Source organism: Paractinoplanes durhamensis (assembly GCF_016862175.1).
Taxonomy (GTDB): domain Bacteria; phylum Actinomycetota; class Actinomycetes; order Mycobacteriales; family Micromonosporaceae; genus Actinoplanes; species Actinoplanes durhamensis.
Genome location: NZ_BOML01000010.1, coordinates 104,581 through 127,771 on the forward strand (window position 1 = coordinate 104,581; position 23,191 = coordinate 127,771).

The window sequence follows — 23,191 nt, forward strand, 5'->3', positions numbered from 1 at the left end:
CTAGAGCAGGCGGGCCAGCTTGGTCGTGAGCAGGTCGGCGCGGACCCCGGAGTTGGGGCAGCCGCCGAAGTGGTGCAGCGCCACCACCTTGTTGGTCTTGCGGGACAGCACCGGCGAACCGGACGAGCCGCCCTCGGTGTCGCAGTAGTAGGCGACGTCCGAGCCGGCCGTGTACCCGGTGTAGTTGTTGTCGGTCACCGAGCAGTTGCCGGCCTTGTCGCCGAGCGAACCGGCGATCCGGGTCGGCTCACCGGCCGGGTGCTGCGGCACGTACAACTCCTGGCCCTTGACCGGCCGGACGGTGTCGAGCGTGAGGTAGCCGAACTTCTTGATCGAGTCGAAGTTCGCCACCGTGAACAGCGTGTAGTCGTACGTGTGGTCGGTGGAGACCACGCTCGAGCCCCAGACCTTGGTCGGCTGGAACACGTCGTACCCGCCGCAGGTCGCGCACTGGTAGTTGAACCAGACCTCGGTGTCGTACGCCTCGCTGGTGTTGGTGAGGCAGTGGTTGTTGGTGAGCATGCGGTTGTTGGGGCCGACCCGCCAGCCGGTGCACAGCTCGGTCCCGTTGATCAACAGCCGCGAGATGGCCTTCGACTTGGTGTAGGCGACCGGGTCGGCCGAGCGGTAGCAGACCGCGTCGGACGAGGTGTCGGCGCCGCACACCGATTCCTCACGACCGGTGCGACCGGGCGCGATGAGCTGCGATTCCGGCTGCTTCTCCTGCTCGGTCCGGCTGAAGCCGCGGGCCACCCGGTCAACGCCGACGCCGAGGGTGCCGAGCAGGTTGCCGACCCCGAGCGGGCTGGCGGCGCGGTGCATCTCCAGCACCGCGGTGTCGCCGGTGACCGACATCGCCCACTTGTCGACGTTCCCGGTCGGCAGGATCTCGGGCGCGTCGTAGCGGTAGGACTCGGTGCCATCCGCGCTGGAGACGGTCAGGTAGTCGCCGGGCAGCATCGCCATCCGGTCGAAGTGCAGCTTCACGTAGGAGGCGCCCGGGTAGCTGAAGGTCTCCTTCTGCCGCCCACGCGCCAGGTAGCCGAGGAGCTTGTCGACGTGCAGAAGCCGCCCGACGCGCTGCCGGCCGTCCGGGGCGACCGCGGATTCCAGCGGGCGGTCGCCCTCTTCGCCGTCCGGGACATCCTCCGGCGCGTTGCCTTCGGCCGTCGCGACCTCGGCCTCGGCCCGGGCCTCGGCCCCGGCGCTGCCGGGCCGGGCCTGCTGCGCCTGTTCCGCTTGCTGCGCCCCTTCAACTGCGACGGGTGTACGGGCGACGCCGGGTGCCTCGTGCCAGGTGCCGACCGGGCGCCCCTCATCACCGGCGAAGCGCCACGCCGTGATTCCCGTCGCACCGGCCAGCACCAGGGCGGCACACGCCCCGGCGGCTACGCCTGCCTTACGTCGCATCTCAACCGCCATTCACGTCACATCAGGGACAAACGTACTAATCCGGCGTTCTCGCACCTGTGTAACGAGCCACCTGCGGCCTCGACGCGCCGCCGCGGCGGGCACACTGGTGGCGTGCGCATCACGTCCGCTCTCATCGACCCGGCGCTCCTCGAGCTGCCGTGGGGAGTCCCGCTGGAGGATTGGCCCGCCGACCATCTGGTCGCTCTCCCGCAGGGCATCTCCCGCCACATCGTGCGGTTCGTCAAGCTCAACGACGTCGTCTACGCCCTCAAGGAGACGCGCGAGCGGATCGCCGAGAAGGAGTACGACCTCCTCCGGGCCCTCGAACGCATCGACTTCCCGTCGGTCGAGGCGGTGGCGATCGTCACCGACCGGCATGCTCCCGACGGCGAGCCGCTGGAAACCATCCTGATCACCCGCCACCTGCAGTTCTCGCTGCCCTACCGGGCGCTCTTCTCGCACGTGCTGCGGCCGAACACGCTCAACCGGCTGCTCGACGCGATGGTCGCCCTGTTCGTCCGGATGCACCTGACCGGCTTCTTCTGGGGCGACTGCTCGCTGTCCAACACGCTGTTCCGGCGGGACGCGGGCGCGTTCGCGGCCTACCTGGTCGACGCCGAGACCGGCAACCTGCACCCGAAGCTGTCCGAGGGGCAGCGCAGCGAGGACATCGAGATCATGCGGGTCAACGTCTTCGGCGAGTGTCTCGACCTGCAGGCCGCCGAGCTGCTGCACGACTCGATCGACCCGGAGCAGGTGGTCGACGACATCGTGAGCCGCTACGAACGGCTGTGGCACGAGGTCACCTACGAGCAGGAGATCGCCCAGCGGGACGCCCGGCACGACCTCGAGGGCCGGATCCGCCGGCTCAACGAGCTCGGCTTCGACGTGGCCGAGGTGGCGATGTCCACGGTGGACGGCGGCATCCGGGTCCGGCCGAAGGTCGTCGACGCCGGCTACCACACCCGCCGGCTGCTGCGCCTGACCGGCCTCGACGCCGAGGAGAACCAGGCCCGGCAGCTGCTCAACGACCTGGACACCTACCGGGCCGAGAGCGCGCTCACCGACGAGCAGCAGGCCGCCCACCGCTGGCTCACCGAGGTGTTCGAGCCGGTGGTGCGGGCCGTGCCGGCGAGCATGCGCCGCAAGCTGGAGCCGCAGGAGATCTTCACCCAGATCATCCAGCACAAGTGGCTGCTGTCCGAGAAGGCCGGCCGGGACGTGGGCATGGCCCCGGCGGTGCAGTCCTATCTCACCGACGTGCTCGCCAAGAAGCCCGACGAGCAGGCCGTGCTCGGCGTCGAGGTGGCGTCACTGCCCGCCGGCAGTATTTAGCTCGCCGCCCGGCGGGCCGGCGGCCTGCTGGCGCAGCACCCGCAGGCCGGCCCGGCGGGCCACCACCACGACCTCGTCGCCGGGGGCCAGCACCCGGCGCGGGTCGGGGTCCCAGTCGACCCACTCCTCGCCGGCCGCGCGCATGCAGATCACCCGGGCGCCCTGCGGCCGGTCGGCGTCGGTCAGCGGCGCACCGTCCAACTCGGACCTTGCCGCCACCTGGACCACGGCGACCAGCACCGCGTGCCGCTCGACCGGGATGGTGGCGAGCACTTCACGCTCGAGCAGCGCGGCCGCGAACGCCGGCGCGCACAGCCGGGGCACGCTGCGCGAGATGTTGATGTCGAAGACGTCCTGGACCCGGGTGGCGAAGTCGTCGTCGAACAGTCGCAGCACCACCCGCAGGTCGCTGCGGGCCGCCCGGGCGTGCAGCGCGGCCTGCAGGTTGACCGCGTCGTCGGTGGAGACCACGACCAGGGCCCGGCAGGTGTCGATCGAGGCGGCGCGCAGTGTCTCCTCCCGGGAGGCGTCGCCGACGATCAACGGGACGCCGAGCTGGTCGGCGATCAGCGCACCGCGCGCCTCCGCCACCAGGTCGATCGCCACCACCTCGACGCCCAGGTCGGTCAGCTGCCGCAGCACCCGGGTGCCGACGTTGCCGAGGCCGACCAGCACGACATGATCGGCGTACTGCCCGCCGAAGACCTCGCCGCGGTCGCGGGCCAGCCGGGTCTTCACGATGCCGTCCACGATGGCCGCGGTGATCAGCGGCAGCAGCGCGACCCCGGCCACGGTCAGCACGACCTGCGCGGCCTGGGCGGTCGCGTTGCGCTGATGCTCCACATCGGACGCACCGAACACGGTCAGCAGCGTTTCGTAGATCGCGCCCCAGACGCTGTGCACGCCGGTGTAGTCGGCCAGCACCGCACCGGCCGCGGCCGTCACGACCAGGGCGATCAGCGTCGCGGCGACGACCTTGCGGGTCAGGCCGACCCGCATCACGCGGCGCAGCGACATCCGCCGGCCGTGCCGCCGCCCGGCCCGGGCCAGCCGCCGGGTGGCCGCGGCCGGGTTCGACGAGCGGCCGGTCGCCTCGGCCAGCACGAGATCGCGTGGTTGGGCGGTGGCCTCGTCGTCGCCCGGCAGCACCGCGACCTGGCCGCCGCCGACCGCGGCGGTCAGCGACAGCACCACCGTGTCGGCGGGCACCTCGCTGCGGCGGGCCACGTAGAGGGTGCGTCCGGCGTACCGGAAATGGGTCGGTGTCACGCCGCCCAGAGCCGCGGAGACGAACGCGGGTGCGGCCATGGTGGCGTCGGACAGGACGGCGCAGTCGGCGAAGAGGCGACGCACACCCTGTGCGAGACCGGTGGCGAACATCCGGATCACCAGCCGCAGATCGCCCTCCACGGCGCGGGCGCAGAGGGCCGCGTGCAGGTTGACCATGTCGTCCGGCATGACCAGCGCGAGCCCCGCCGCATCGGCCAGACCGGCCTCCCGGAAGGTGCGTTCATCGAGCCGCGCGGCCGTGATCACCCGGGCACCGCGGGCCCGTAGATCGTCGAAGTCGGGCACGTCAGGGCGCAGATCGGGTGGGGTGATCACGGTGAGCCGCAGCGGTCGGTCCGAATTGATCAGTTCGTCGGCGACGGTGTACACGAGGGCATCCGAACCGCAGACCACGAAGTGTGGCCGGTCGTCACCGTTGCGCTCGCGCAAGCGGGAAACCAGTGACCGCCGAGTCGCGTCCTTGATCGGTTCGGTAGCCACGTTCGCGATCGTAGCCAGCCGGAACCCGTCCGCGTGGCGAATCGTTGCCCCCTCCGACGACATTCGTCCGAGTTTGCACGGTTGTCAGCATTCCCATTGCCAGGAGGAAATCAGTGCGCAAGTTCTGGTATGCCGGTGCGGTCGTCGCGGGCGGGATCTTCCTGTTCGGTGCCGCCGCACCCGCGCAGGCCGACCTGCTGCCCGGAACCGGGTCGGCGGGACAGCAGGCGGACGAGCAGCTCACCGGCCTGCTGGAGTCGGCCGACGGGGCCACTGTGGAGAATCCGTTGCGCTACAGCACGCTGGGCACCACCGCCCTGGGCGCACCCCCGCTGGTCGACTGGAAGGCCGGCCGCATCGGCGCCGACCTCAAGCCCACCCTGGCCGGCGAATCGGCCCGGAAAGCGCGTCCCAGCCTGCCTGCCGCCGACGTGGTCGGTGACGCGATGCAGCTGAACAACGCGGGCGGGCCGCAGTTCCCGTTCACCAACACCCAGATGGCCGGTTCGCCGTTCAGCGGCATGTTCGGCGGGCTGCCGGTCTTCAGCGGCCTGCTGCCCAACGGCGGGGTGCCGAGTGCACGCCAGGTCGCGACCCCGGACCAGACGGAGTCCTTCGACGGCGGGCTTCCGCTGCTCGGCGGCCTCGGCGGCATGCTTCCGGTGAACCGCATCTCGACGGCGACGCCGGACGACGACGGCCCCGACCTGTCCGGCCTCCCGGCCGGCGGCATGGCCGTCCTCCCCGCCGTGGTCGCGGACGACGACACCACGCCCGCGCTCGATGAGGACCCGGCCGTGCAGCCCGACCAGTCGGCCTCTTCGGCGGCCCCGGACCAGAGCCCGTCCGCTCCGGACCCGTCGACCTCGTCGGCCGCCGACGACGACCCGCGCCTGCACGAGGAGCCGGTGGACGGCGAGGCCGCCAAGCGCGCGTTCTCCCCGGACGGCCGCCCGGTCGCCGGCGTCGACCAGCAGTACAAGTAGGACAGACAGCCGCACCACGAATGCCCGCCCGGCGCCACGGGCGGGCATTCGCCGTTCCGCGGGTCAGCCGACGCGGTCCGGGACCCGGCGACCCAGGGTGACGTTCACCGCGACCAGGGCGACCAGGATCACGGCCAGCAACTCCAGCGAAGCGTGCGTGAGCGGGGTCAGCAGGGCCAGGACGGCGGCGACCGGGAAGGCCAGGAGCATCGGGCCGGACTGGTGCGGCCGGATGTGCAGCAGCCAGACGAAGAAGAGGTAGACCGCCACCGGGACGGCGATCGCGTAGCCGGCCAGGGTCGAGGAGATCTCGGCGTGATGGGTGGCGTGGTCGACCGCCACGCCCAGGCCGGCCCCGACCGCGGCCGCGGCGGCGAAGATGAAGTAGTGGCCGTAGCCCCAGAGGATGGACGTGCGCAGCGTGGTCAGCAGGGCGTGCGCCGAGCGGTCGAAGTAGAGCCACCACAGCGCGAAGACGACCACCAGACCGGCCACCGCCAGGCGCAACAGCACCCCGTTGTGGTCGCTGCCCTCATCCAGGGCGCCGCGGAAGGCCACCGTCGCGGCCGCGATCGACTCGCCCAGCACGATGATGGTGAACAGGCCGTAGCGCTCGGCGATGTGGTGCGGGTGGTAGGTGGTCGGGCCGCCGGCGGCCCGCTCGGCCCAGACCGGGACGGCCACGTCGAGCAGGACCAGGAGCACGAAGATCGGCACGATCGGCCAGGACTCGGGCAGCCACAGGCGCAGGATCCAGAGGATCTGCACCACCGTGACGCCGATCGCGTAGCGCACCGCGACGTTGCGGCGCGGCGGATCGGAGCGGGCCGCGCGCAACCACTGGGCGACCAGGGCCAGGCGCATGATGACGTACCCGATGGTGATGACCCGGAAGTCGTTGTCCTCGACGGCCGGCCCGACGCCGGCCGCCAGCACCAGGGCACCGGCGATCTGGACGAACGTGGTGATCCGGTAGACGTCGTCGTCGGTGTCGTAGGCCGAGGCGAACCAGGTGAAGTTCATCCACGCCCACCAGATGGCGAAGAAGACCATCAGGTAGCCGCGCAGGCCGTCCAGCACGTGATGCTCGGCGATGCTGTGGTGCAGCGGCGCGGCCGCCTGCGCCACCGCCACCACGAAACACAGGTCGAAGAACAGCTCGAGCGGCGTGGAGACGCGATGCGGCTCGTCGGTGGGCCGGGCGCGCATCGGCACGAGCCAGTTGCGGGTCGGGCTAGTCATCGGCGCTTCCCTCGATCAGATCCCAGTTGAGCAGCGTGAACGACGTCTCCTCGGTCGCCCCCGCGCGGCGGTAGGTGGCGAGGGCCGCGTCGTTGTCGACCTCGGTGCCGACCCACATGCCGTAGCAACCGTTCTCCCGGGCGATGCCGGCCAGCTCGGACACCAGGCGCGCGCCGATCCCCTGCAGGCGGGCGACCGGCGCGACGCCGAGCTCGTAGATGAACATCTCGGTGCCCTTGTCCGGGTGGGTCATCTCGACGCCCGAGATCATGCCGACCGCCTGGCCGCCCTCGTCGTACGCGAAAAGCAGGTGATGACCCGGCGTCGCGAGAAACCGCTCGGTGGCCGCCGCGATCGGCGGCGCATCGAAGAGGTCGGCCGCCGCCAGCACCGGAGCGGCGTCCTTGATCCGTTCGACGCGCATGCGGCCACCCTAGGTCCCGATGGTCACGACGGGGTCATGGCCTGCGCGATCGCCAGCGTGTCCTGATATTCGCGCCAGTGGGTGACCCGGTCGTCGCGCACCCGGATCACGCTGATCAGCGCGGACGAGCGGCGCTCACCGGTGGCCTTGATGGTGCCGCCGAGCCGGTACTCCGCGACGATCACCTCGGGGTCGGCGGTCTCGTGCACCGCGTCGACGGTCAGCTCGTCGAACCGGAACGGCAGGGCGGCCCGCCCCGGACCGGCCATCGCCACGAACGCCGCCCGGCCCTCGACCCGCCGCGGGCCACCGGCCGCGAACGGCCACTCGATCACCACGTCCTCGGCCAGGTAGTCGCCGCGGACCGACGCCGTCCGCAACCGCGCCAAGATCCTGGAGGTCGCCGCCCGGGTCTTCGCCGAGCAGGGCGCGGCCGCCTCGACCGAGCAGGTCGCCGCCGAGGCGGGGGTGGCGATCGGCACGATCTTCCGGCACTTCCCGACCAAGGCCGACCTGCTCGCCGCGATCATGAAGGACACCCTGGCCGGCCTGGCCGAACGCACCGCCGCGCCGGACGCCACGCTCTTCGGCGTCTTCACCGATCTGGTCGCCGAGGCCGCCGCGAAACGCTCGGTCATCGACCTCCTGCCCGGCCTCGAGGTGGCCGAGCCGATCGCCCGGTTCCACGCGGTCGTGGCCGGCCTGCTGGCCCGCGCCCAGCAGGCCGGCGAGGTGCGTCCGGAGATCGGAGCCGACGAGGTGATGGCGCTGCTGGTCGCGGTCTGCCAGGGTGCGTTGCGCGGTGGATGGTCCCCTCCACTGCAGCGGGACACGCTCGCCATCGTCTTCGCGGGCCTGCGCCCCGGCGAAGGCGTCGTACCCGGGTCGTAGCATGACGGTGGGCCGAGGCTGAAAGGGTGCCACCTTGACCGAAACCGACGGCTTCCTACTCGGCGTCGACCTAGGCACCTCGCACACGGTCGCGATGCTGCGCCACCCCGACGGGCGCACCCGGCCGCTGCTCTTCGACGGCCAGCCGCTGCTGCCGTCGGCGGTCTATCTGGACACCACCGGCCGGCTGCACGTGGGCGCCGACGCGCTGCGCCTCGGGCACGCCGAGCCGGGCCGGCTCGAACCCAACCCGAAACGCCACGTCGACGACGGCGCGGTGCAACTCGGCGACGGCGCGAGCGTGCCGGTCGCCGACCTGCTCGCGGCCCTGCTCGGCGCGGTCGCCCGGGAAGCGGTCGCCACCACCGGCTTCCTGCCGCCGGCCATCCTGACCTACCCGGCCGCGTGGGGTGCGACCCGCCGCGCGGTGCTGACCGAGGCCCTCGGCAAGGCCGGGTGGCCGGCCGGCACCCGTCTCGTGCCGGAGCCGGTCGCGGCCGCCCGCTACTTCGCCGACGTGCTGCGCCGGCCGGTCCCCACCGGTTCCTCGATCGCCGTCTTCGACTTCGGCGGTGGCACCCTCGACGTGGCCGTGGTCCGCGCCGACCGGCCGGGCAGCTACTCGGTGACCGCCTCCGGCGGCGCCGACGATCTCGGCGGGCTCGACATCGACGCGGCCCTCGTCGACCACCTGGGCAAATCGCTCGCCGGCGGTGAGCCGGCCGCCTGGCAGCAGCTGACCGAGCCGGCCACGCTGGCCGGGTGGCGGGCGCGGCGCCGTTTCTGGGACGACGTGCGCGGCGCCAAGGAGATGCTGTCGCGCAGCTCGTTCGCGCCGGTGCCGGTGCCCGGCGTCGAGCACGCGGTGCACCTCACCCGCGACGAGCTGGAGGCGGCGGCCGACCCGCTGGTACGCCGCGGTGTTGCCGAGGCGGCCGCGGTGCTCGCGGCGGCCGGGCTCAAGCCGGCCGATCTCGCCGGGTTGTTCCTGGTCGGCGGCTCGTCGCGGATCCCGCTGGTGGCCCGGCTGCTGCACAGCGAGCTGGGCATCGCGCCGACCGTGCTGGAGCAGCCGGAGCTGCCGGTGGCCGAGGGCGCGATCCTCGTGGCCGGCTCGGACGTCCCCAACCAGCCGAAATACACGCCCGGCCTGGCCACCGCGGCGACCCCCACGCCCACCCCGGCGACCCGGCACGACGTCCCGCCACCGATCACCGACACCCGCGCCGACCCGGCGCCCGCCTCGGGACCGCCGGCCTCGCCCACGCCCGAGGAGATCACCGACGAACGGCTGCGGGCCGCGCCGGTCGACCCGTGGGCCACCGGCGAGGCCGCCTCGCTGCCGACCGCGGCCGACCCGATCCTGCCGTCGGCGCCCTCATCGCCCGCCCCGACGCCCACCCCGTCGTGGGCTCCGCCGGCCGGCCCGCAGCAGCAGAGCCCCGCATGGCCGGGCCCGGCCACCCCGCACCCCCGCAGCCCGACCGGCGGATGGCCGGCCGCCACGCCCACCCCGGCGGCCAAGCCCCGGCGCCGTCGTCTCGCGTACGTCCTGATCGCCGCCGGGGTGACCGTCGTCCTCGTCGCCGGCGCCGCACTGACCTGGGCTTTCTGGCCGAAATACCGGGCCATCGACTACCACGCGCTGAGCGATCCGCAGCGGATCCAGCCCGAGGTGGCGATCAGCTCCGACTGGGCCGACGCCGCCATCTACGGCGACCGGGCCTACTTCGCCAGTTCGGACACCGCCAGCGCCGGCATCGTCGGCGTGGTCGCGATCGGGCTGGACGCCACCAAACCGGCCTGGACCAGCCGCGCGGCCGGCACCGCTGCGACCTACTGGAAGTCGATGGTGGCGCTGCCGGTCGGCCTGGCCCTGTTCACCGACTTCGACTCGGCCAGCAACTACCAGCGACGGATGGCCGTGCTCGGCGCCGCCGACGGCAAGCTGCTCTGGCAGCGCACCCTCGGCGAGAACGACGAGGTGTTCTTCGCCGGCGACTCCGCGGTGCTCGCCGACCGGGCCGGCAAGCAACTGCTCGGCCTCAAGCTCACCGACGGCACCCCGCGCTGGTCGCTGCGCGATCCGGCGACCACGTCGAGCACCCGCACCAAGGTGCTCACCGTGACCACGCCGGCCGATCTGGGCGGGCCGGCCACCGTGTTCGGCCGGCCGTACGAACCCGACCTCGGCGACGACCCGCGGATCGTGCAGATCGGTGCCGACAAGTCGGCCCGGGTGATCGACGCGAACACCGGAAAGATCCTCACCGACCGGCAGAATGTGGCCCTTCCCGCCGACGAGGTGATCGCGCACAACGGCCGGCTCATCGTGCTGCAGCCCGACGACCAGCGGATCCTCACCTACCAGCTGGAGAAGCTCGGCGAGCCGAAGGTGGTCTTCACGACCCAGGTGGCCGACAGCGAGATGAAGGACGTCACCCCGTGCGGCGACGACCGGGTCTGCTTCGACGAGGAGATCGGGTACGACGCGAAGACCACCACCGTGGTGTCGCTGGACGTGGCCGCCAAGTCCGACAGCGTGGTCTGGCGCTACAAACTGGCCAACGTCAACACGATCGTCCCGGTCGGCGAGGCCGTCATCGCCACCACCACCGCCAACGAGGCCACCCTGATCGACGGGACCGGCAAGCAGGTCTGGACGCGCACCGGGGAGGCCGCCCGGCTCGACGGCGCCAACCTGCTCGAGTTCTCCAAGCCGCTCAGCAAGTCGCCGGACGACCCGGCCCTGGCCGGCCGGCACCTCGGCGACCCGGCGGTGCCGATCGGCGCGCTCAGCGACATCCGCTCCGACACCTGCGCGTGGAACACGACGACCCTGGCCTGCGTGGCCGAGAAGGACTTCGTCCTGCAGAGGTTCGCCGGATAAAGCTGGCGAAGCAGAACGGGCGGCCCCTCGCGGAGCCGCCCGTCAGTTAAAGCTTGGTTCAGATGCGAACGCCGGTCTCCGCGTTGAACACGTGGAGGCTGTTGGTCTGCGGCTTGATGAAGACGGTCTCACCCATGCTGGGCATGTGCCGCCGGTCGGTGCGGACCGTGAAGCGCTCCGCGCCACCGTCAAGGTCGGCGTGACCGTAGACGTTGGCGTCCGAGCCGAGGTCCTCGACCAGGTCGACGACGATCGGGAAACCACCCTGACCCTCGGTCACCAGGTCAGCAGCCTCGGGACGGAAGCCGATGGTGACCTTGCCGCCACCATTCTGCGCGCCCGCCACCTGCTCGCGGGACAGCGGAACGGCGAGCGAGCCGAAGTGGCCGCCGGCCTCGGTCAGCGGGACCGTCTTGATGTTCATGGCCGGGGAGCCCATGAAGCCGGCGACGAAGACGTTGCCGGGGGTGTCGTAGAGCGCCCGCGGGGTGTCCACCTGCTGCAGCACGCCGTCCAGCATGACCGCGACCCGGTGACCCATGGTCATGGCCTCGACCTGGTCGTGGGTGACGTAGACGGTGGTGACGCCCAGCTTGGCCTGCAGCGTGGCGATCTGCGAACGGGTCTGGACCCGGAGCTTGGCGTCGAGGTTCGACAGCGGCTCGTCCATGAGGAACACCTGCGGCTCACGCACGATCGCGCGGCCCATGGCGACACGCTGGCGCTGGCCACCGGAGAGCGCCTTCGGCTTGCGCGACAGGTACTCGTCGAGCTGCAGGAGCGCCGCGGCCTCCTTGACCCGGCGGTCGATCTCGGCCTTGCTGGTCTTGCGCAGCTTCAGCGCGAACGCCATGTTCTCGTACACCGACATGTGCGGGTACAGCGCGTAGTTCTGGAAGACCATCGCGATGTCGCGCGACTTGGGCGGGAGGTTCGTGACGTCCTTGCCCTGGATCAGGATGCGGCCCTTGTCGACGTCCTCGAGGCCGGCGAGCATGCGCAGGCTGGTGGACTTGCCGCAACCGGAGGGGCCGACCAGAACGAGGAACTCCCCGTCGCCGATCTCGAGGTTCAGCTCGTTGACCGCGGGCCGCTCAGAGCCCGGGTAGATACGAGAGGCCTTGTCATAGGTGACCGTAGCCATGGTGAAGCACACTTCCTTTCCACCGGCAGGAACGTGCCGGACGATCCGAGTGGAAACAGCTGTGTAAACGTAAACCGTTTTACGTGACCTGCCAAGGAGTCCCAGCGAACTCAGGACGTTATGCTGGGCCCCAGTCGCCCCTGTAGCTCAGCTGGCCAGAGCACCCGTCTTGTAAACGGGAGGTCGTCGGTTCGACCCCGACCGGGGGCTCCGAGGTGGGGGCCCCATGTCTGCAAAAAGCGCAGACCGGCCCCTCTCCGCATGCTTGCCGGGGGGCCGAGCCCCCCGAACCCCCCACGGTGCGTCGGCGCCTGCTTCGTGGGTGGGTGCGCCTGCCTTCGGCACTTCAAGATCTTGCTTGCTTTGTACGCCGGTGGGGCTGGCCCGCTGGCCGGCCGGCCCTCTCCGCATGCTTGCCGGAGGGCCGAGCCCCCCGAACCCCCCACGGTGCGTCGGCGCCTGCTTCGTGGGTGGTGGCGGTTTTCTACTTCAAGTTCAAGATCAACTGCTTGCTTTTGTACGCCGGTGGGGCCGGCCTTCTGGGCCGGCCCCTGTTTGGTACCTGATCTTTGGTGCTTTTGTGTCAGGCGCCCTTTTTGTAGCCGTCGTCGCCGTTGCCGTTGTCGTCGGCGTTGTTGGCCGGCTTGTCGTAGCCCGCGTCGGCGCCGTTGTCGCTGGCGTCGTCGGACGGCTTCGGCTTCGGCTTGTGGTGGTGGGTCTTGGCCGGGACCTGGACCACCACGACCGTGGTGTGGGTGTCGTCGCCGAAGAACGGGACGTCATCGTCGTCGTCGAAGAACGGGAAGTCGTCTTCGTCGTCGTCGAAGAAGTCGGTGTCGCCGAAGCCGGTGTCGCCGAAGAAGGCGCCGCTGCCGAAGCCGGGGCCGTCGCACGGGTGGTGACCCGTCGCCGCCTGGGCCGCGGATGCCGGCAGGAGGAGTGCGCCGGCCGTAACCGCGGCGGCGAGGATTGTCTTGGACAAGATTGACATGCTGCAACTCATCTCAACTTGGCGATCGGACGATCACGCCTTGATCGTCCAGCGCACCAAACGATCACGAGTTGCCCAGGATGCGCGGGTAAAAGCCCTGGTCACGCCATCGATAAGACCTCGGTAGCTCATTCGGCGGCAAATCGGCTATTCGCCCACCGGCACCGGTTTCGGCCGGTAAAAGCGCTCGGATCAGTCGCGAATGAGTTCGTCCTTACCGCGCTGTTCGATCGGGGCCGGTCGTGCGGCCGCCGGGCCCGCCGCCGCCGGCCGGGCATGACGGGCGGCGAGCGCGAAGAGGGCGTGGTAGCCCTGGTTGTAGCCGTCCCGGAAGGACTGATCCCGATCCATGCTGTGCTTGTACCACTGATGGACGCGCCCGCCGCCGTAGGCACACAGCACCATTACCAGCACGTAGGCGAAGATCTGAATGTAACTGCTTTCAAGGGTCGGCACTTGGCTATTTTAAGCGACTGACCGTCATCGGGTAATGCCGCCGATGGGGGCTATTTCAGGACTTTGGTGCGGCCTTTTCGGCCGATCATCGGAGCGTTCCCGCGGATTTGCGGAACGGGCCACCCAGCCGGGAAATACAAAAGAGTGGCCCATCCCGGTTCGCGGGGGATGGGCCACCCTTTGCGTCCGGTCCTGCGACGGAGGCATCGCATTCTCGGACGATTCAGAAAGGTCTTCGGGGTTGTTTCAACTGGCGCGTACGCGTTCCCCGCGCTGCGGGTGGACCTTCGGCCGTTCGGGATGGATCGCGCCGGTGCGCACGTGCCGCCCGCGGCGACGGGAGCTGGTGTTTGCGTCGAGCGGCGCGGCCGGGCTTTCCCGAATCACGGTGTTAAGAATGGACAACGAGGCCGTGTCATATCCGTGCCGATACGCTTCGTCGCGCTCCTGGCCATCCTTGTGCCACTGATGGATCCGCCCGATGGCATAGCCGCTGGAGATGAGGATTCCGAGCGTGAGAGCGATGAGGAGATGGTAGTTACCGGGGGCAATCATCAGTCACCTGCTGTGTCATTCCGGCTGGCTGGTCCATGATTGGACCGGGGATTCCCATGAGTCCTAAGCATGAGAACCCCCGGCTGGTTCGCGTCGCTATTCGAGCCCCGCCGGCACTGCTGCCGGTTAAGGGTTTCTTCGGCCCGATCACTTTCGCTAACCGCTTGTTGCATGTGGAGAAACTTGCATTCGGCCACGCGGGATCTCGGTCGCTGGTCCGCCGTTGACGACAAATGGGACGCTCGCCGCTGACCGATCGGCCGAGAGCGGCCGTCGGGTGTCATTCGGTCGCGTCCGAACCGGCCGACCAGCCGGCCGCCAGGCCGACGATGACCTGATGCTCGGGTACGGCCAGGTAGTTGGCGACCTCGCCGACCGTGGGTGACCGCCGAAGGCGCGCGCACAACTCGCTCTCGGCGTTCGCGATCGCCAGTTGAAGCAGGGGCAGCAGCGGCGCGGATTCCGGCCACGTCCGGAACCGCTCGCGCCGTAGCGCTCGCAGCGCCCGGATCACCAGCGGCACGGCCAGCGAGACGAGCTCGGGTCCACGCGAGTCGAGGCGACGCTCGACGACGAGGATCACCTCGATCGCCGTCCGGACCATCCCTTCGTCGCTGTCGCCGGCCGCCACGAAACGGGCCGCGAGTTGCCGGGCGAGCGGCCGCCATCGCTCGCCGGCGTAGCCGGACCAGGGGCCGAGCCCGGCTACGCCGGGCGCGGGACCGCGCCGGTCATCGGTGAGGTCGACTTCTCGCATGCTCGACTCCCTCGGGTTGTTCGGATGCCGGCCCAGCTCGCTGGACCCGCACTCCGAACAACTGCGAGAGATATACGTGGGCATTCACCGGTACGCACGCCGACCAGCACCGACCTTCATCCAGGTCCGCCCATAAGCATTATTCCCAACCGCCGGAATACCTGTGGTTCGACCCATCGAAGATCGAAATTCGGTGACCGCTGACCGGACCGGAGAAAACGGTCGCCCGTTCGGAATGCAAGCGCTGCCGGTTCGGCCGAGGGCATCCGTAGGGGGCCGGCAGCGCGGTGCGCGAATTTGATGCTGAAAGGCTGAATTTAATATGAACGGCTTGATCACCTTTGCCAATTTTAGGCGTTTTTGCCAGCATTCGCGCCGGGACGCGGACGCTCCCACTTCTCCCATCCGAAAGGTCCACGCGCATGTACTCCGCCGCCGGCACGCCCGGTTCAGTGCACGTTCCCCGCTCAGTGACCGGGGGGAGGTCCGTCCGTGTCGCTTGAGAGTCTCCTCGTCCGGCACCGCCGGCTGGCCCTCGCTTCGACCCTGGGGATCATCGTCCTCGCGCTGGCGGTCTCGACGCGCTACCTGCACCACTCGATCTCCGGCCCGGCCTTCCTGGTCGCGTGGTGGCTCGGCAACACGATGCTGCTGTTCCTGGTCTTCGCCTTCCTCCGGCGCGATAACGTTCGCCGGCAGCCGATGGCGACGGGTCGCATCGTCGCGATCGTGCCGGCCTACGAGCAGAGCACCAAGGATCTGGCCGCCTGCGTCCACTCGATCCTCGATCAGCGCGGGGTCGTGGTCGACCAGGTCCATGTCGTCGATGACGGGTCGACAAGCCAACCGGTGGAGCCGTTCCTGCACCCCCGGGTCCGCTGGCACCGCACGAAGAACGGCGGTGGGCACGCCGCGGCCGGCTACGTGCTCGACCGGCTCGGCCCGGACGACTGGGATTTCGTTCTGGTCGTCGACGCCGACTACGTGCTCGAGGAGCACGCGGTGGCGCGCCAGCTGCGGGCGTTCTCCCGGCCCCGGGTCATGGCGACGGTCGGCAAGGTCTTCGCCCGCACCGCCCGGCCGAACCTGCTCACCCGGATCGCCGACCTGAACCTCGGCACCTCCGCGGCCGTCCCGGCGACGCGGCGATCGCCGGCGCACCTTTTCAAGATCATTGCGGGGATGCCCGTTCTCTATCGAGCCGGTGTCCCCTTCCGGCACCGGCGCCGCCATCTCACCGTGGGCGGCACCGACGACAGCTGCCGGTTGGCCGCCTTCACCCTCGGCGAGGGCGACGTCGTCGAGGTGAACGACGCGCTCGCCTGGTCGTCCACGCCCACCGATGCGCGCACCGTCTACCGCCAACGGCTGGCCTGGTCGGCATCGTGGTGGCGGGTGGTCTGGCTCGCGTCGACCGGTCCGAACTGGCGCCGCGGCGGGATCTCCCGTCTGCTCGCGCTGGTTCACGTGGCCGTCATTCCGTCGGCGATCGCCGGATCGGTCGTCGCGATCACGATCAGCGTCGGGCGGGACGGCCCGCAATGGCCGGCGCTCCTCCTCGGTGCGGCGTTCTACCTGCTCCTGCGGTACGCCGCGGCGGCACTGCACCTGGTCGATCTGCGCGCGACGAGCCGCCGGCGAAAGATCCGGACGTGGCTCCTGCTCACCCCGGCCGAGGCGACGGTCAACCTGGTGCTCGTCATTCCGATCAGGTACCTCGCCCTGGTCCGGTTCGGGGTGCGCGGCTGGCGAGCGCGGCGCGGCCTGCGGGCGGCGCCCTCCGCCGCGTCGGTGACGCAGCTCGGCTCGGTCTACTACAGCGGCTACCTGCCGGATGGCCACGGATCATGACCACTCGCCCCTGCTCGGAATCATGGAGGCTGTTGTGAGTGACAACCAGACGGCGCAGCGCATCAAGGTGACACGCCATCACAGCGTCATCGGCAGTGCGTCCGTCGTGGTCCCGGTGATGACGGTGCAAGAGGCGGTGCGGGAGGCGGTGCGGGCGACGCCGCCGGACCTGCCGCCGGACGAGGCTCTTCAGGTTCTGGCGCTGGCGCAGCGCACGGCCGAGAATCACATCGCCGCCGCGAACCGCCATGCGCAGACGGTTCGGGCCGAGGCCCAGACGTCAGCCGAGCAGATCCGGGCCGAGGCTCATTCGTACACCGAGAAGGCACATGCCGAGGCGGACCGCCTCCTGGACGAGGCGCGAGCCGCTGTCGAGCAACTCAAGCGCGACGCCGGTGCGCGGGCCGACGAGATCCGCAGCCAGGCCGCGTCGGCCCTCGACGATGCGCGGGCGGAGGCCGACCGGATCGTCGCCGAGGGGCGTGACCGGGCCCAGGAGTCCGACCTCCGGGCCCAGCAGCGGTACGAGGACGCGGTCGGCAGCTTGGCGATCAAGCGCGAAGCACTGCAGAAGCAGATCGAGACCCTTGTCGTCTTCGACGCCGACTACCGGCAACGGCTCACCTCGTTCATGCACACCCAGCTGCGCGTGCTCTGGGGGGAACGGCCCGAGGCCGCCGGCGAGCAAGGGGTTCCGGTCCACCTGCCCGGCGGGCCGGTCGGATCCGCCGACGAGGTCTGAGCGGAAGCCAGTTTTTTAGCGTCTGAGCCGCGAGACATCGCGGTTCAGACGCTTTCGCACGTGCCGGTTCAGAGATCAGTTCCGCCGGCGATGGCGTCGCCGTAGATCGATCTCTCGCCAGTTGTCCGGGATCTGCGCGATGAAGAAGGTCTGGACGGGGCTGAGGACGCCGACGGAGGCGAGCGTCTTCTGATCACGGATCCACCGGCGAGTGTCCGTGCGCAGACGCTGCGCTCGAGCACGAGCGATGGGGTCGGACGGGTCGCTGTACGGCTGATCGCTCTCGAGCATCTCCATCGCTGCCCGGTAGGCCGCTCGCCAGCGAGCGGGGAGGGCAGTGTTGCTGCGTTCCAAGACAGTGTTGCTGTGTTCCATTAGCGTTTCGTCCTCGTCGCGTTTTGCTTGCCCGGCGTCTTGGCCTCACCCCGCCCGAGGTCAGCCAGCCCGATTTGCACCTGATAAGTAGATGTACCCCGTTTGTCCGTAGTCCCTAGATCGTCGCGGAAGCGTCCCTGCTGCGGACGGCTAGAACCATCGCCTGGGCACGACACAGGCCTTTCCGGCGAAGCGGTGGCGCCGGTGCGCGCCGCGCGCGATCACTCGCCCGTCTCGGACCGCAATTCTTTGGTCCACAATGTACATACGAGAGAACGCGGCGGCGTGGCCAAATGGCCATTCGTTTGTCGGCATTCCATAAACATGCCAGAAGGGCCTGTGTACGTCACGAGGGGCCCATTCCCGCCGCAGCGCACCGCTATCAGCGGACCGGACTTAAAGCAATGGGGTTCAAAAGTAGATATGCCACCATTCGAGGTAGGACCGACGAGCATGACCGCCGCCCGGCCAGCCACCGCCGGGATTTCGGCGCCGCCGGCAATCCGGACGGCCAAGGCGATCGAGTGATCGGCTGTGCGTCTCAACCGTTCGCACTACACCATACGAGTAGTCGGGCCGTTACACAGAGCGAGAAACACCGCTCAACGCAAGGCGGCCTCGTAACTAACGTGAAACCGACCTAATATTCCTAATGCTACCAATTGCGTCATCCGAACGGTCATCCGGCAACGGTCATTCCGGTGACAACCGACGTAGCGCTAATCGGGTTTTCCTTTTCGAAATGCACCGCGGAAATACCGCATGAAAGGAATCGCGATGAAAAAGCTCACCCGAATCCTGACTATGGGCGGATTCGGTCTGCTCGCCGCCCTTGCTACCGCAGGGCCGGCTACCGCGGCAACCCCGAGCGGCAACCACGGGCTCAAGCCGGCAGCTGCTTCCCACAACATCCAGTGGGGGTTCGGCGAATCGATCGTCGGCTACTACCGGACGCTGCAGGGCTGCGAGCTCGCCGGCAACTTCGGCGAGCGGGTCGGCAACTGGGACGACCACAACTGCACCCCGGTTCGCCTCGGCGTGCGGCGTGGTGCCTGGGCCCTGCAGGTCGCCAGTGACGACAACTGGGACCGGCTCGGCTTCGGAGTGCCCTTCCACGCCATCGGCGGTTTCCCGACCCGGTTCCGGCCGTACTGGCCCGGCACTTTCCGCCCCGGCCCGGGCATCGGCTTCCCCCGTCCGGGGATGGGCTTCCCTCGTCCGGGGATGGGCTTCCCCCGTCCGGGCATGGGCCAGCCCCCGCGTAACACCGGCATCCCGCCGCGCACCACCGGCATCCCGGGACGTACCGGTGCGCAGTCTGGTCCGGGCGCGCAGTCTGGTCCGGGCGCGCAGTCTGGTCCGGGCGCGCAGTCTGGTCCGGGCGCGCAGTCCGGCCCGGGCGCGCAGTCTGGCCCCGGTCGTCCGGGCGGCCCCGGTCGTCCGGGCGGCAACTGATCTAGAGGTCTGAAACCGGGAGGAATATAGCCGGCAGCTATTCCGACAAATAACTTCATGGGGTCTTTTCGGTACCGCCGGGCTGCTGCTGTCCGGCGGTACCGCTATTTAGGGCCGGTCCTGCCGATCGCAGGGCCGGCCCTAAGTCGAACCTACTGGCCGTAAACCCGGCGGCGGCTGACCTCGGCGAGGGTGACCGCGGCCGCGACACTGGCGTTCAGCGACTCCACGTCGGAGACCATCGGAATGCTCACCCGCAGGTCACAGGTCTCGCCGACCAGGCGGGACAGGCCGCGACCCTCCGAGCCCACCACCACCAGCAGCGGGCCGACAGCGGCTTCCAGCTGGTAGAGGTCGGTCTCGCCGTCGGCGTCGAGGCCGATCGCGGTGAAGCCTTCCTTCTGCGCCTGCTTGATCGCCCGGGTCAGGTTGACCACCTGGGAGACCGGGACACGGGCGGCCGCGCCGGCGCTGGTGCGCCAGGCCGTGGCGGTGATGCCGGCGGCCCGCCGCTCGGTCATGAAGACGCCGTGGCCACCGAAGGCGGCCACCGAGCGGATCACCGCACCGACGTTGCGCGGGTCGGTGATGCCGTCCAGGGCGACCAGGAGCGGGGCGGTCTGCTCGAGAGAGGCCGCGATCAGATCGTCGAAGTCCTCGTACGCGAACGGCGGCACCTGCAGGCCGATGCCCTGGTGCAGCACGCCCCCGGTCATCCGGTCGAGTTCGTGCCGCCCGATCTCCAGGATCGGGATGCCCCGGTCGCCGGCGGTGCGGACGATCTCGGTGATCCGCTCGTCGATGTCGAGGCCCTGCGCGACGTAGAGCGCCGTGGCCGGTACCGCGGCCCGCAGCGCCTCGACCACCGGGTTGCGCCCGAGCAGCAGCTCGGGCCCTTCCTTGGTCGGGTTGGAGCGGCGGCCCGGGGCGACCCGGGGACCGCCCGAGCGGAACTGACCGCCCCGGCCACGCTGCGGCGCGCCGGACCGGCCGGGAACGCCCCGGCCACCGCCGCGACCCCAGGTGGTGTCCTTGCTGCCGGGCTGGCCGATCTTGGGCGCACGGCCCTCGGCCGCTGCCGCCTTGCGCTCCTTGTCCTGCTTGCGCGCGGTCTTCTCGGGCAGTTTCTCGGTGCCCGAGTAGCCCTTGTGCCAGGGACGCTCGTCGGCGGGCAGAGTCTTGCCACGGCCCTTGAGGCTGGCCCGGTTCTTACCCCCGGACCCCTTGACCGCGCCCTTCTTGGAGACGACTCGCTTGCTTACGTTGCGGGAGTTACCCGGCATCAGTGCTCTCCTACCGTCCATCGCGGCCCGGCCGGAGTGTCCTCCACCTGAATTCCCGCGTTCTTGAGCTGATCACGGACCGAGTCGGCAGCCGACCAGTCCTTTCGTGCCCGGGCCTGCGTGCGCTGTTCGAGCGCCAGCTTGACCAGGGCGTCCACCACCGGTTTGAGGTCGTTCTTCGCGGTGCTGCCGGTCCATGCCCCGTCGAGCGGGTCGAGACCGAGCACGCCCAGCATCGCGCGGACCGCGGTGAGCGCTCCCCGGATGCCGGCCTCGTCGCGTTCCGCGAGCGCGGTGTTGCCCTCACGGATGGTGTCGTGCACGACCGCGAGTGCGGCCGAAGTGTTGAGGTCGTCGTTCATCGCCGCGGCGAACGCCGGCGGAACGTCCTTGGGCCGGCCCGGTCCGACGATCTCGGCGGCCCGCTGCACGAACCCCTCGATCCGCCGGTACGCCACCGCGGCCTCGCTCAGCGCCTCGTCGGAGTAGTCGATCCGGGAACGATAATGCGGGGTGCCGAAGTAGTAACGCAACTCGACCAGGCGGATGCCCATCGCCTGCACGGCGGCGAGATCGATGACGTTGCCCAGCGACTTGCTCATCTTGGCCTCGCCGAGGTTGAGCAGCGCGTTGTGCACCCAGTAGCGGGCGAACGGCAGCCCGGCCGAGCGGGACTGGGCGATCTCGTTCTCGTGGTGCGGGAAGGTCAGGTCGAGACCGCCGCCGTGGATGTCGAACTCGTCGCCGAGATAGCGCCGGGCCATCGCCGAGCACTCGATGTGCCAGCCGGGCCGGCCGCGGCCCCACGGCGACGGCCAGGAGGCGTCGACCGGCTCGTCGGCCTTGACGCCCTTCCACAGCGCGAAATCGCGATAGTCCCTTTTATCCGGCTCGCCACCGTCGGTCGGCGGCCGCATGTCGTCCGGGTTCTGGCCGGACAGCGCGCCGTACGCCGAGTAGGACGGCACGTCGAAGTAGACGTCGCCGTTACCGCCGGCGGCCGGGTAGGCGTGGCCGAGCTCGATGAGCGTGCCGATCAGCTCGTGCATCTCGGTGATGTGCCCGGTGGCCAGCGGCTCGTAGGTCGGCGGCAGCACGTTGAGACCGCGGTAGTCGGCATCGAGCACGAGCTTGTTCGCGTACGCGATGGACCAGAACGGCCGGCCCTGGGTCGCCGACTTGTCGAGGATCTTGTCGTCGACGTCGGTGACGTTACGGACGAAGGTGACCTCGTAGTTGGTGTGCAGCAGCCAGCGGCGCAGCACGTCGTAGTTGACGCCCGAGCGGAGATGCCCGATATGCGGCACTGATTGCACGGTGAGACCACACAGGTAGATCCCGACCTGACCGGGCGTCTTCGGGACGAAGTCCCGGACGGATCGGGTCGCGGTGTCGTACAAGCGCAGCGTCACCGTACAAGGGTAGCGACATCGGTCAGCGAGGGTTATCCACAGGGCTCCTACGGGCGACCCGGCATTCGGCCAGACTGCTCCGCGTGCCCACACCCCCACGCCGCCCAGCCGCACTCGCCGGCCGCATCTTTCGCGGCCGTGAGGCCGTCCGATGCGGCCTGGTCACCCCGGACGACCTCCGCAGCAGCGCCTGGATCCGGGTACGGCACGACGTGTTCGCGGACGCCCGACTACCCCGCGATCACGAATTGGCCTGTCGCGGCGCTCTCGCCCGGCTGCCCCAGGCCGTAGTGATCGCCGGGCCGTCCGCTGCCTTCCTGCACGGCATCAAGCATGCCGCCGGCTACGAAGACGACATCCACGTGATCACACCGCCGACAAAGCGGGTCGGCGCACAGCGAAGACTCCGCGTCCATCATCTCGACCTGCAGCGCGACGAGATGACCGGCCGGGTGACCAGCCCCGGGCGTACAGCTTGGGACGTAGCCGCTTGGCTCGACCCGCCCGTGGCGGTGCCGATCATCGACGCCATGCTGAGCAACGGGCTGATCACCACGGCCGAGTTCGCCCGGCAGATAGATCGGCACGAGGGACTACGCGGTTGGCGCCGCGCGGCTCAGGTCAGCCGACTCGTCGACGGCGCCGCCCAGTCACCGGCCGAGTCCCGGCTACGCACTCGGCTGATGATGGCCGGCATACCGCGACCGGTCACCCAGTGCCCAGTACGAATCTCCCGCTCGCTGGTGCTCCATCCCGACCTGGGCTGGCCGGAATGGCAGGTGGCCGTGGAATACGACGGCCAGTGGCACGACGCCCCTGGCCAGATGCACCGCGACCGCCAACGACTCAACCACTTGACCGCAGCCGGATGGGCCGTGCTGCACGTGACAAGCCACCAGATGCACCACGAATTCTCCCGAGTGGTCGGCGAACTCCGCACCACCTTGACCACCCGAGGCTGGCACCCCCGGCGCCGCCCCCAGCCGCTCCGGTAAGTCCAACTTCAAGAAAAGCGGCCCCTCCTCAGCTCCCCGAGAGCCCACTTACCTTGAAATTGCGCCGCCCAAGCCGACGTCACGGCTCCGCAGCCACAACGGACCCACGCCCAGGCCCACGCCCCGACTTCCTAGAAATCGGGCCCTCCCCAGCCAAGCGAGCGCCCAACTTCCAGGAAATCGGGCCCTCCCCAGCCGAGCAAGCGCCCAACTTCAAGGAAATC

21 protein-coding genes, 1 tRNA gene and 1 pseudogene are annotated in these 23,191 nt (G+C 69.8%); 10 read left to right on the top strand and 13 right to left on the bottom strand.

The window, feature by feature from the left end; genetic code table 11:
• The gene (locus tag Adu01nite_RS05615) at positions 1–1,410 is read right to left on the bottom strand and encodes a trypsin-like serine peptidase (RefSeq protein ID WP_203725432.1); all 1,410 of its coding nucleotides are present in this window, start codon (positions 1,408–1,410) and stop codon (positions 1–3) included.
• A 114-nt stretch (positions 1,411–1,524) separates the two neighbouring features.
• Here Adu01nite_RS05615 and Adu01nite_RS05620 point away from each other — a divergent pair, with 114 nt between their 5' ends.
• Positions 1,525–2,748, top strand: coding sequence for a DUF4032 domain-containing protein (locus Adu01nite_RS05620; RefSeq protein ID WP_203725433.1), 1,224 nt, complete (start codon positions 1,525–1,527; stop codon positions 2,746–2,748).
• Here the strand turns inward: Adu01nite_RS05620 and Adu01nite_RS05625 are convergent.
• On the bottom strand, positions 2,725–4,518 hold the full coding sequence (locus tag Adu01nite_RS05625; protein WP_239132157.1) for a potassium channel family protein: 1,794 nt from the start codon (positions 4,516–4,518) through the stop codon (positions 2,725–2,727). The two genes, Adu01nite_RS05620 and Adu01nite_RS05625, sit on opposite strands and share 24 nt — an antisense overlap.
• A gap of 113 nt (positions 4,519–4,631) precedes the next feature.
• Here Adu01nite_RS05625 and Adu01nite_RS05630 point away from each other — a divergent pair, with 113 nt between their 5' ends.
• On the top strand, positions 4,632–5,504 hold the full coding sequence (locus Adu01nite_RS05630; protein WP_203725435.1) for a hypothetical protein: 873 nt from the start codon (positions 4,632–4,634) through the stop codon (positions 5,502–5,504).
• Positions 5,505–5,567: 63 nt separating this feature from the next.
• Here Adu01nite_RS05630 and Adu01nite_RS05635 read toward each other — a convergent pair whose 3' ends face one another.
• Genes Adu01nite_RS05635 through Adu01nite_RS05645 form a run of 3 tightly spaced genes read right to left on the bottom strand, consistent with a single transcriptional unit; the run spans position 5,568 to position 7,559 of the window.
• Positions 5,568–6,746, bottom strand: a complete 1,179-nt coding sequence (locus Adu01nite_RS05635; protein WP_203725436.1) for a low temperature requirement protein A — start codon at positions 6,744–6,746, stop codon at positions 5,568–5,570.
• Positions 6,739–7,170 carry a GNAT family N-acetyltransferase gene (locus tag Adu01nite_RS05640; RefSeq protein WP_203725437.1) on the bottom strand — a complete coding sequence of 144 codons (432 nt, stop codon included), beginning with the start codon at positions 7,168–7,170 and terminating at the stop codon, positions 6,739–6,741. The genes Adu01nite_RS05635 and Adu01nite_RS05640 overlap by 8 nt, the downstream gene beginning before the upstream one ends.
• Positions 7,171–7,193: 23 nt before the next feature.
• Complete coding sequence (locus Adu01nite_RS05645) at positions 7,194–7,559, bottom strand: nuclear transport factor 2 family protein (protein WP_438871069.1); 366 nt, start codon at positions 7,557–7,559, stop codon at positions 7,194–7,196.
• Positions 7,560–7,563: 4 nt separating this feature from the next.
• Here Adu01nite_RS05645 and Adu01nite_RS49070 point away from each other — a divergent pair.
• The 3 genes and pseudogenes from Adu01nite_RS49070 to Adu01nite_RS05655 all read left to right on the top strand — a co-directional run.
• Positions 7,564–7,638 (top strand): annotated as a pseudogene (locus Adu01nite_RS49070) (hypothetical protein); the annotation flags it as partial.
• Complete coding sequence (locus tag Adu01nite_RS05650; RefSeq protein ID WP_379130606.1) at positions 7,639–8,061, top strand: TetR/AcrR family transcriptional regulator; 423 nt, start codon at positions 7,639–7,641, stop codon at positions 8,059–8,061.
• A gap of 34 nt (positions 8,062–8,095) precedes the next feature.
• Positions 8,096–10,951, top strand: a complete 2,856-nt coding sequence (locus Adu01nite_RS05655) for an Hsp70 family protein (protein ID WP_203725439.1) — start codon at positions 8,096–8,098, stop codon at positions 10,949–10,951.
• A 58-nt stretch (positions 10,952–11,009) separates the two neighbouring features.
• Here the strand turns inward: Adu01nite_RS05655 and Adu01nite_RS05660 are convergent, their stop codons facing one another.
• Positions 11,010–12,095, bottom strand: coding sequence for an ABC transporter ATP-binding protein (locus Adu01nite_RS05660; protein WP_203725440.1), 1,086 nt, complete (start codon positions 12,093–12,095; stop codon positions 11,010–11,012).
• Between the two features lie 136 nt (positions 12,096–12,231).
• Here Adu01nite_RS05660 and Adu01nite_RS05665 point away from each other — a divergent pair.
• Positions 12,232–12,305: transfer RNA gene (locus tag Adu01nite_RS05665), tRNA-Thr, on the top strand.
• Between the two features lie 373 nt (positions 12,306–12,678).
• Here the strand turns inward: Adu01nite_RS05665 and Adu01nite_RS05670 are convergent.
• From Adu01nite_RS05670 to Adu01nite_RS05685, 4 genes are all read right to left on the bottom strand, one after another.
• A complete protein-coding gene (locus tag Adu01nite_RS05670; protein ID WP_203725441.1) occupies positions 12,679–13,077 on the bottom strand; it encodes a hypothetical protein in 399 nt (132 codons plus the stop codon).
• Positions 13,078–13,278: 201 nt separating this feature from the next.
• On the bottom strand, positions 13,279–13,542 hold the full coding sequence (locus tag Adu01nite_RS05675) for a hypothetical protein (protein ID WP_203725442.1): 264 nt from the start codon (positions 13,540–13,542) through the stop codon (positions 13,279–13,281).
• A gap of 246 nt (positions 13,543–13,788) precedes the next feature.
• On the bottom strand, positions 13,789–14,097 hold the full coding sequence (locus Adu01nite_RS05680) for a hypothetical protein (protein ID WP_203725443.1): 309 nt from the start codon (positions 14,095–14,097) through the stop codon (positions 13,789–13,791).
• A 280-nt stretch (positions 14,098–14,377) separates the two neighbouring features.
• A complete protein-coding gene (locus Adu01nite_RS05685) occupies positions 14,378–14,854 on the bottom strand; it encodes a hypothetical protein (RefSeq protein WP_203725444.1) in 477 nt (158 codons plus the stop codon).
• A gap of 492 nt (positions 14,855–15,346) precedes the next feature.
• Between Adu01nite_RS05685 and Adu01nite_RS05690 the strand changes: the two genes are divergently transcribed.
• Both Adu01nite_RS05690 and Adu01nite_RS05695 read left to right on the top strand, forming a co-directional pair.
• On the top strand, positions 15,347–16,705 hold the full coding sequence (locus Adu01nite_RS05690; RefSeq protein WP_203725445.1) for a glycosyltransferase: 1,359 nt from the start codon (positions 15,347–15,349) through the stop codon (positions 16,703–16,705).
• Positions 16,706–16,739: 34 nt separating this feature from the next.
• Positions 16,740–17,447 carry a hypothetical protein gene (locus Adu01nite_RS05695; RefSeq protein ID WP_203725446.1) on the top strand — a complete coding sequence of 236 codons (708 nt, stop codon included), beginning with the start codon at positions 16,740–16,742 and terminating at the stop codon, positions 17,445–17,447.
• A gap of 75 nt (positions 17,448–17,522) precedes the next feature.
• On the opposite strand, the gene Adu01nite_RS05700 is transcribed toward Adu01nite_RS05695, so the two are convergent.
• On the bottom strand, positions 17,523–17,744 hold the full coding sequence (locus Adu01nite_RS05700) for a hypothetical protein (protein WP_203725447.1): 222 nt from the start codon (positions 17,742–17,744) through the stop codon (positions 17,523–17,525).
• Between the two features lie 855 nt (positions 17,745–18,599).
• Between Adu01nite_RS05700 and Adu01nite_RS05705 the strand changes: the two genes are divergently transcribed.
• Positions 18,600–19,277: a hypothetical protein gene (locus tag Adu01nite_RS05705; protein ID WP_203725448.1), complete on the top strand. Its 678-nt coding sequence runs from the start codon at positions 18,600–18,602 to the stop codon at positions 19,275–19,277.
• A 152-nt stretch (positions 19,278–19,429) separates the two neighbouring features.
• On the opposite strand, the gene rlmB is transcribed toward Adu01nite_RS05705, so the two are convergent.
• Both rlmB and cysS read right to left on the bottom strand, forming a co-directional pair.
• Positions 19,430–20,560, bottom strand: coding sequence for a 23S rRNA (guanosine(2251)-2'-O)-methyltransferase RlmB (gene rlmB, locus Adu01nite_RS05710; protein ID WP_203725449.1), 1,131 nt, complete (start codon positions 20,558–20,560; stop codon positions 19,430–19,432).
• Positions 20,560–21,972, bottom strand: coding sequence for a cysteine--tRNA ligase (cysS, locus tag Adu01nite_RS05715; protein WP_203725450.1), 1,413 nt, complete (start codon positions 21,970–21,972; stop codon positions 20,560–20,562). The genes rlmB and cysS overlap by 1 nt, the downstream gene beginning before the upstream one ends.
• Positions 21,973–22,055: 83 nt before the next feature.
• On the opposite strand from cysS, the gene Adu01nite_RS05720 reads away from it, so the two are divergent.
• Positions 22,056–22,967 (top strand): DUF559 domain-containing protein, encoded by a 912-nt coding sequence (locus Adu01nite_RS05720; RefSeq protein WP_203725451.1) that lies wholly within the window; start codon positions 22,056–22,058, stop codon positions 22,965–22,967.
• The last annotated feature ends 224 nt before the right edge of the window (positions 22,968–23,191 follow it).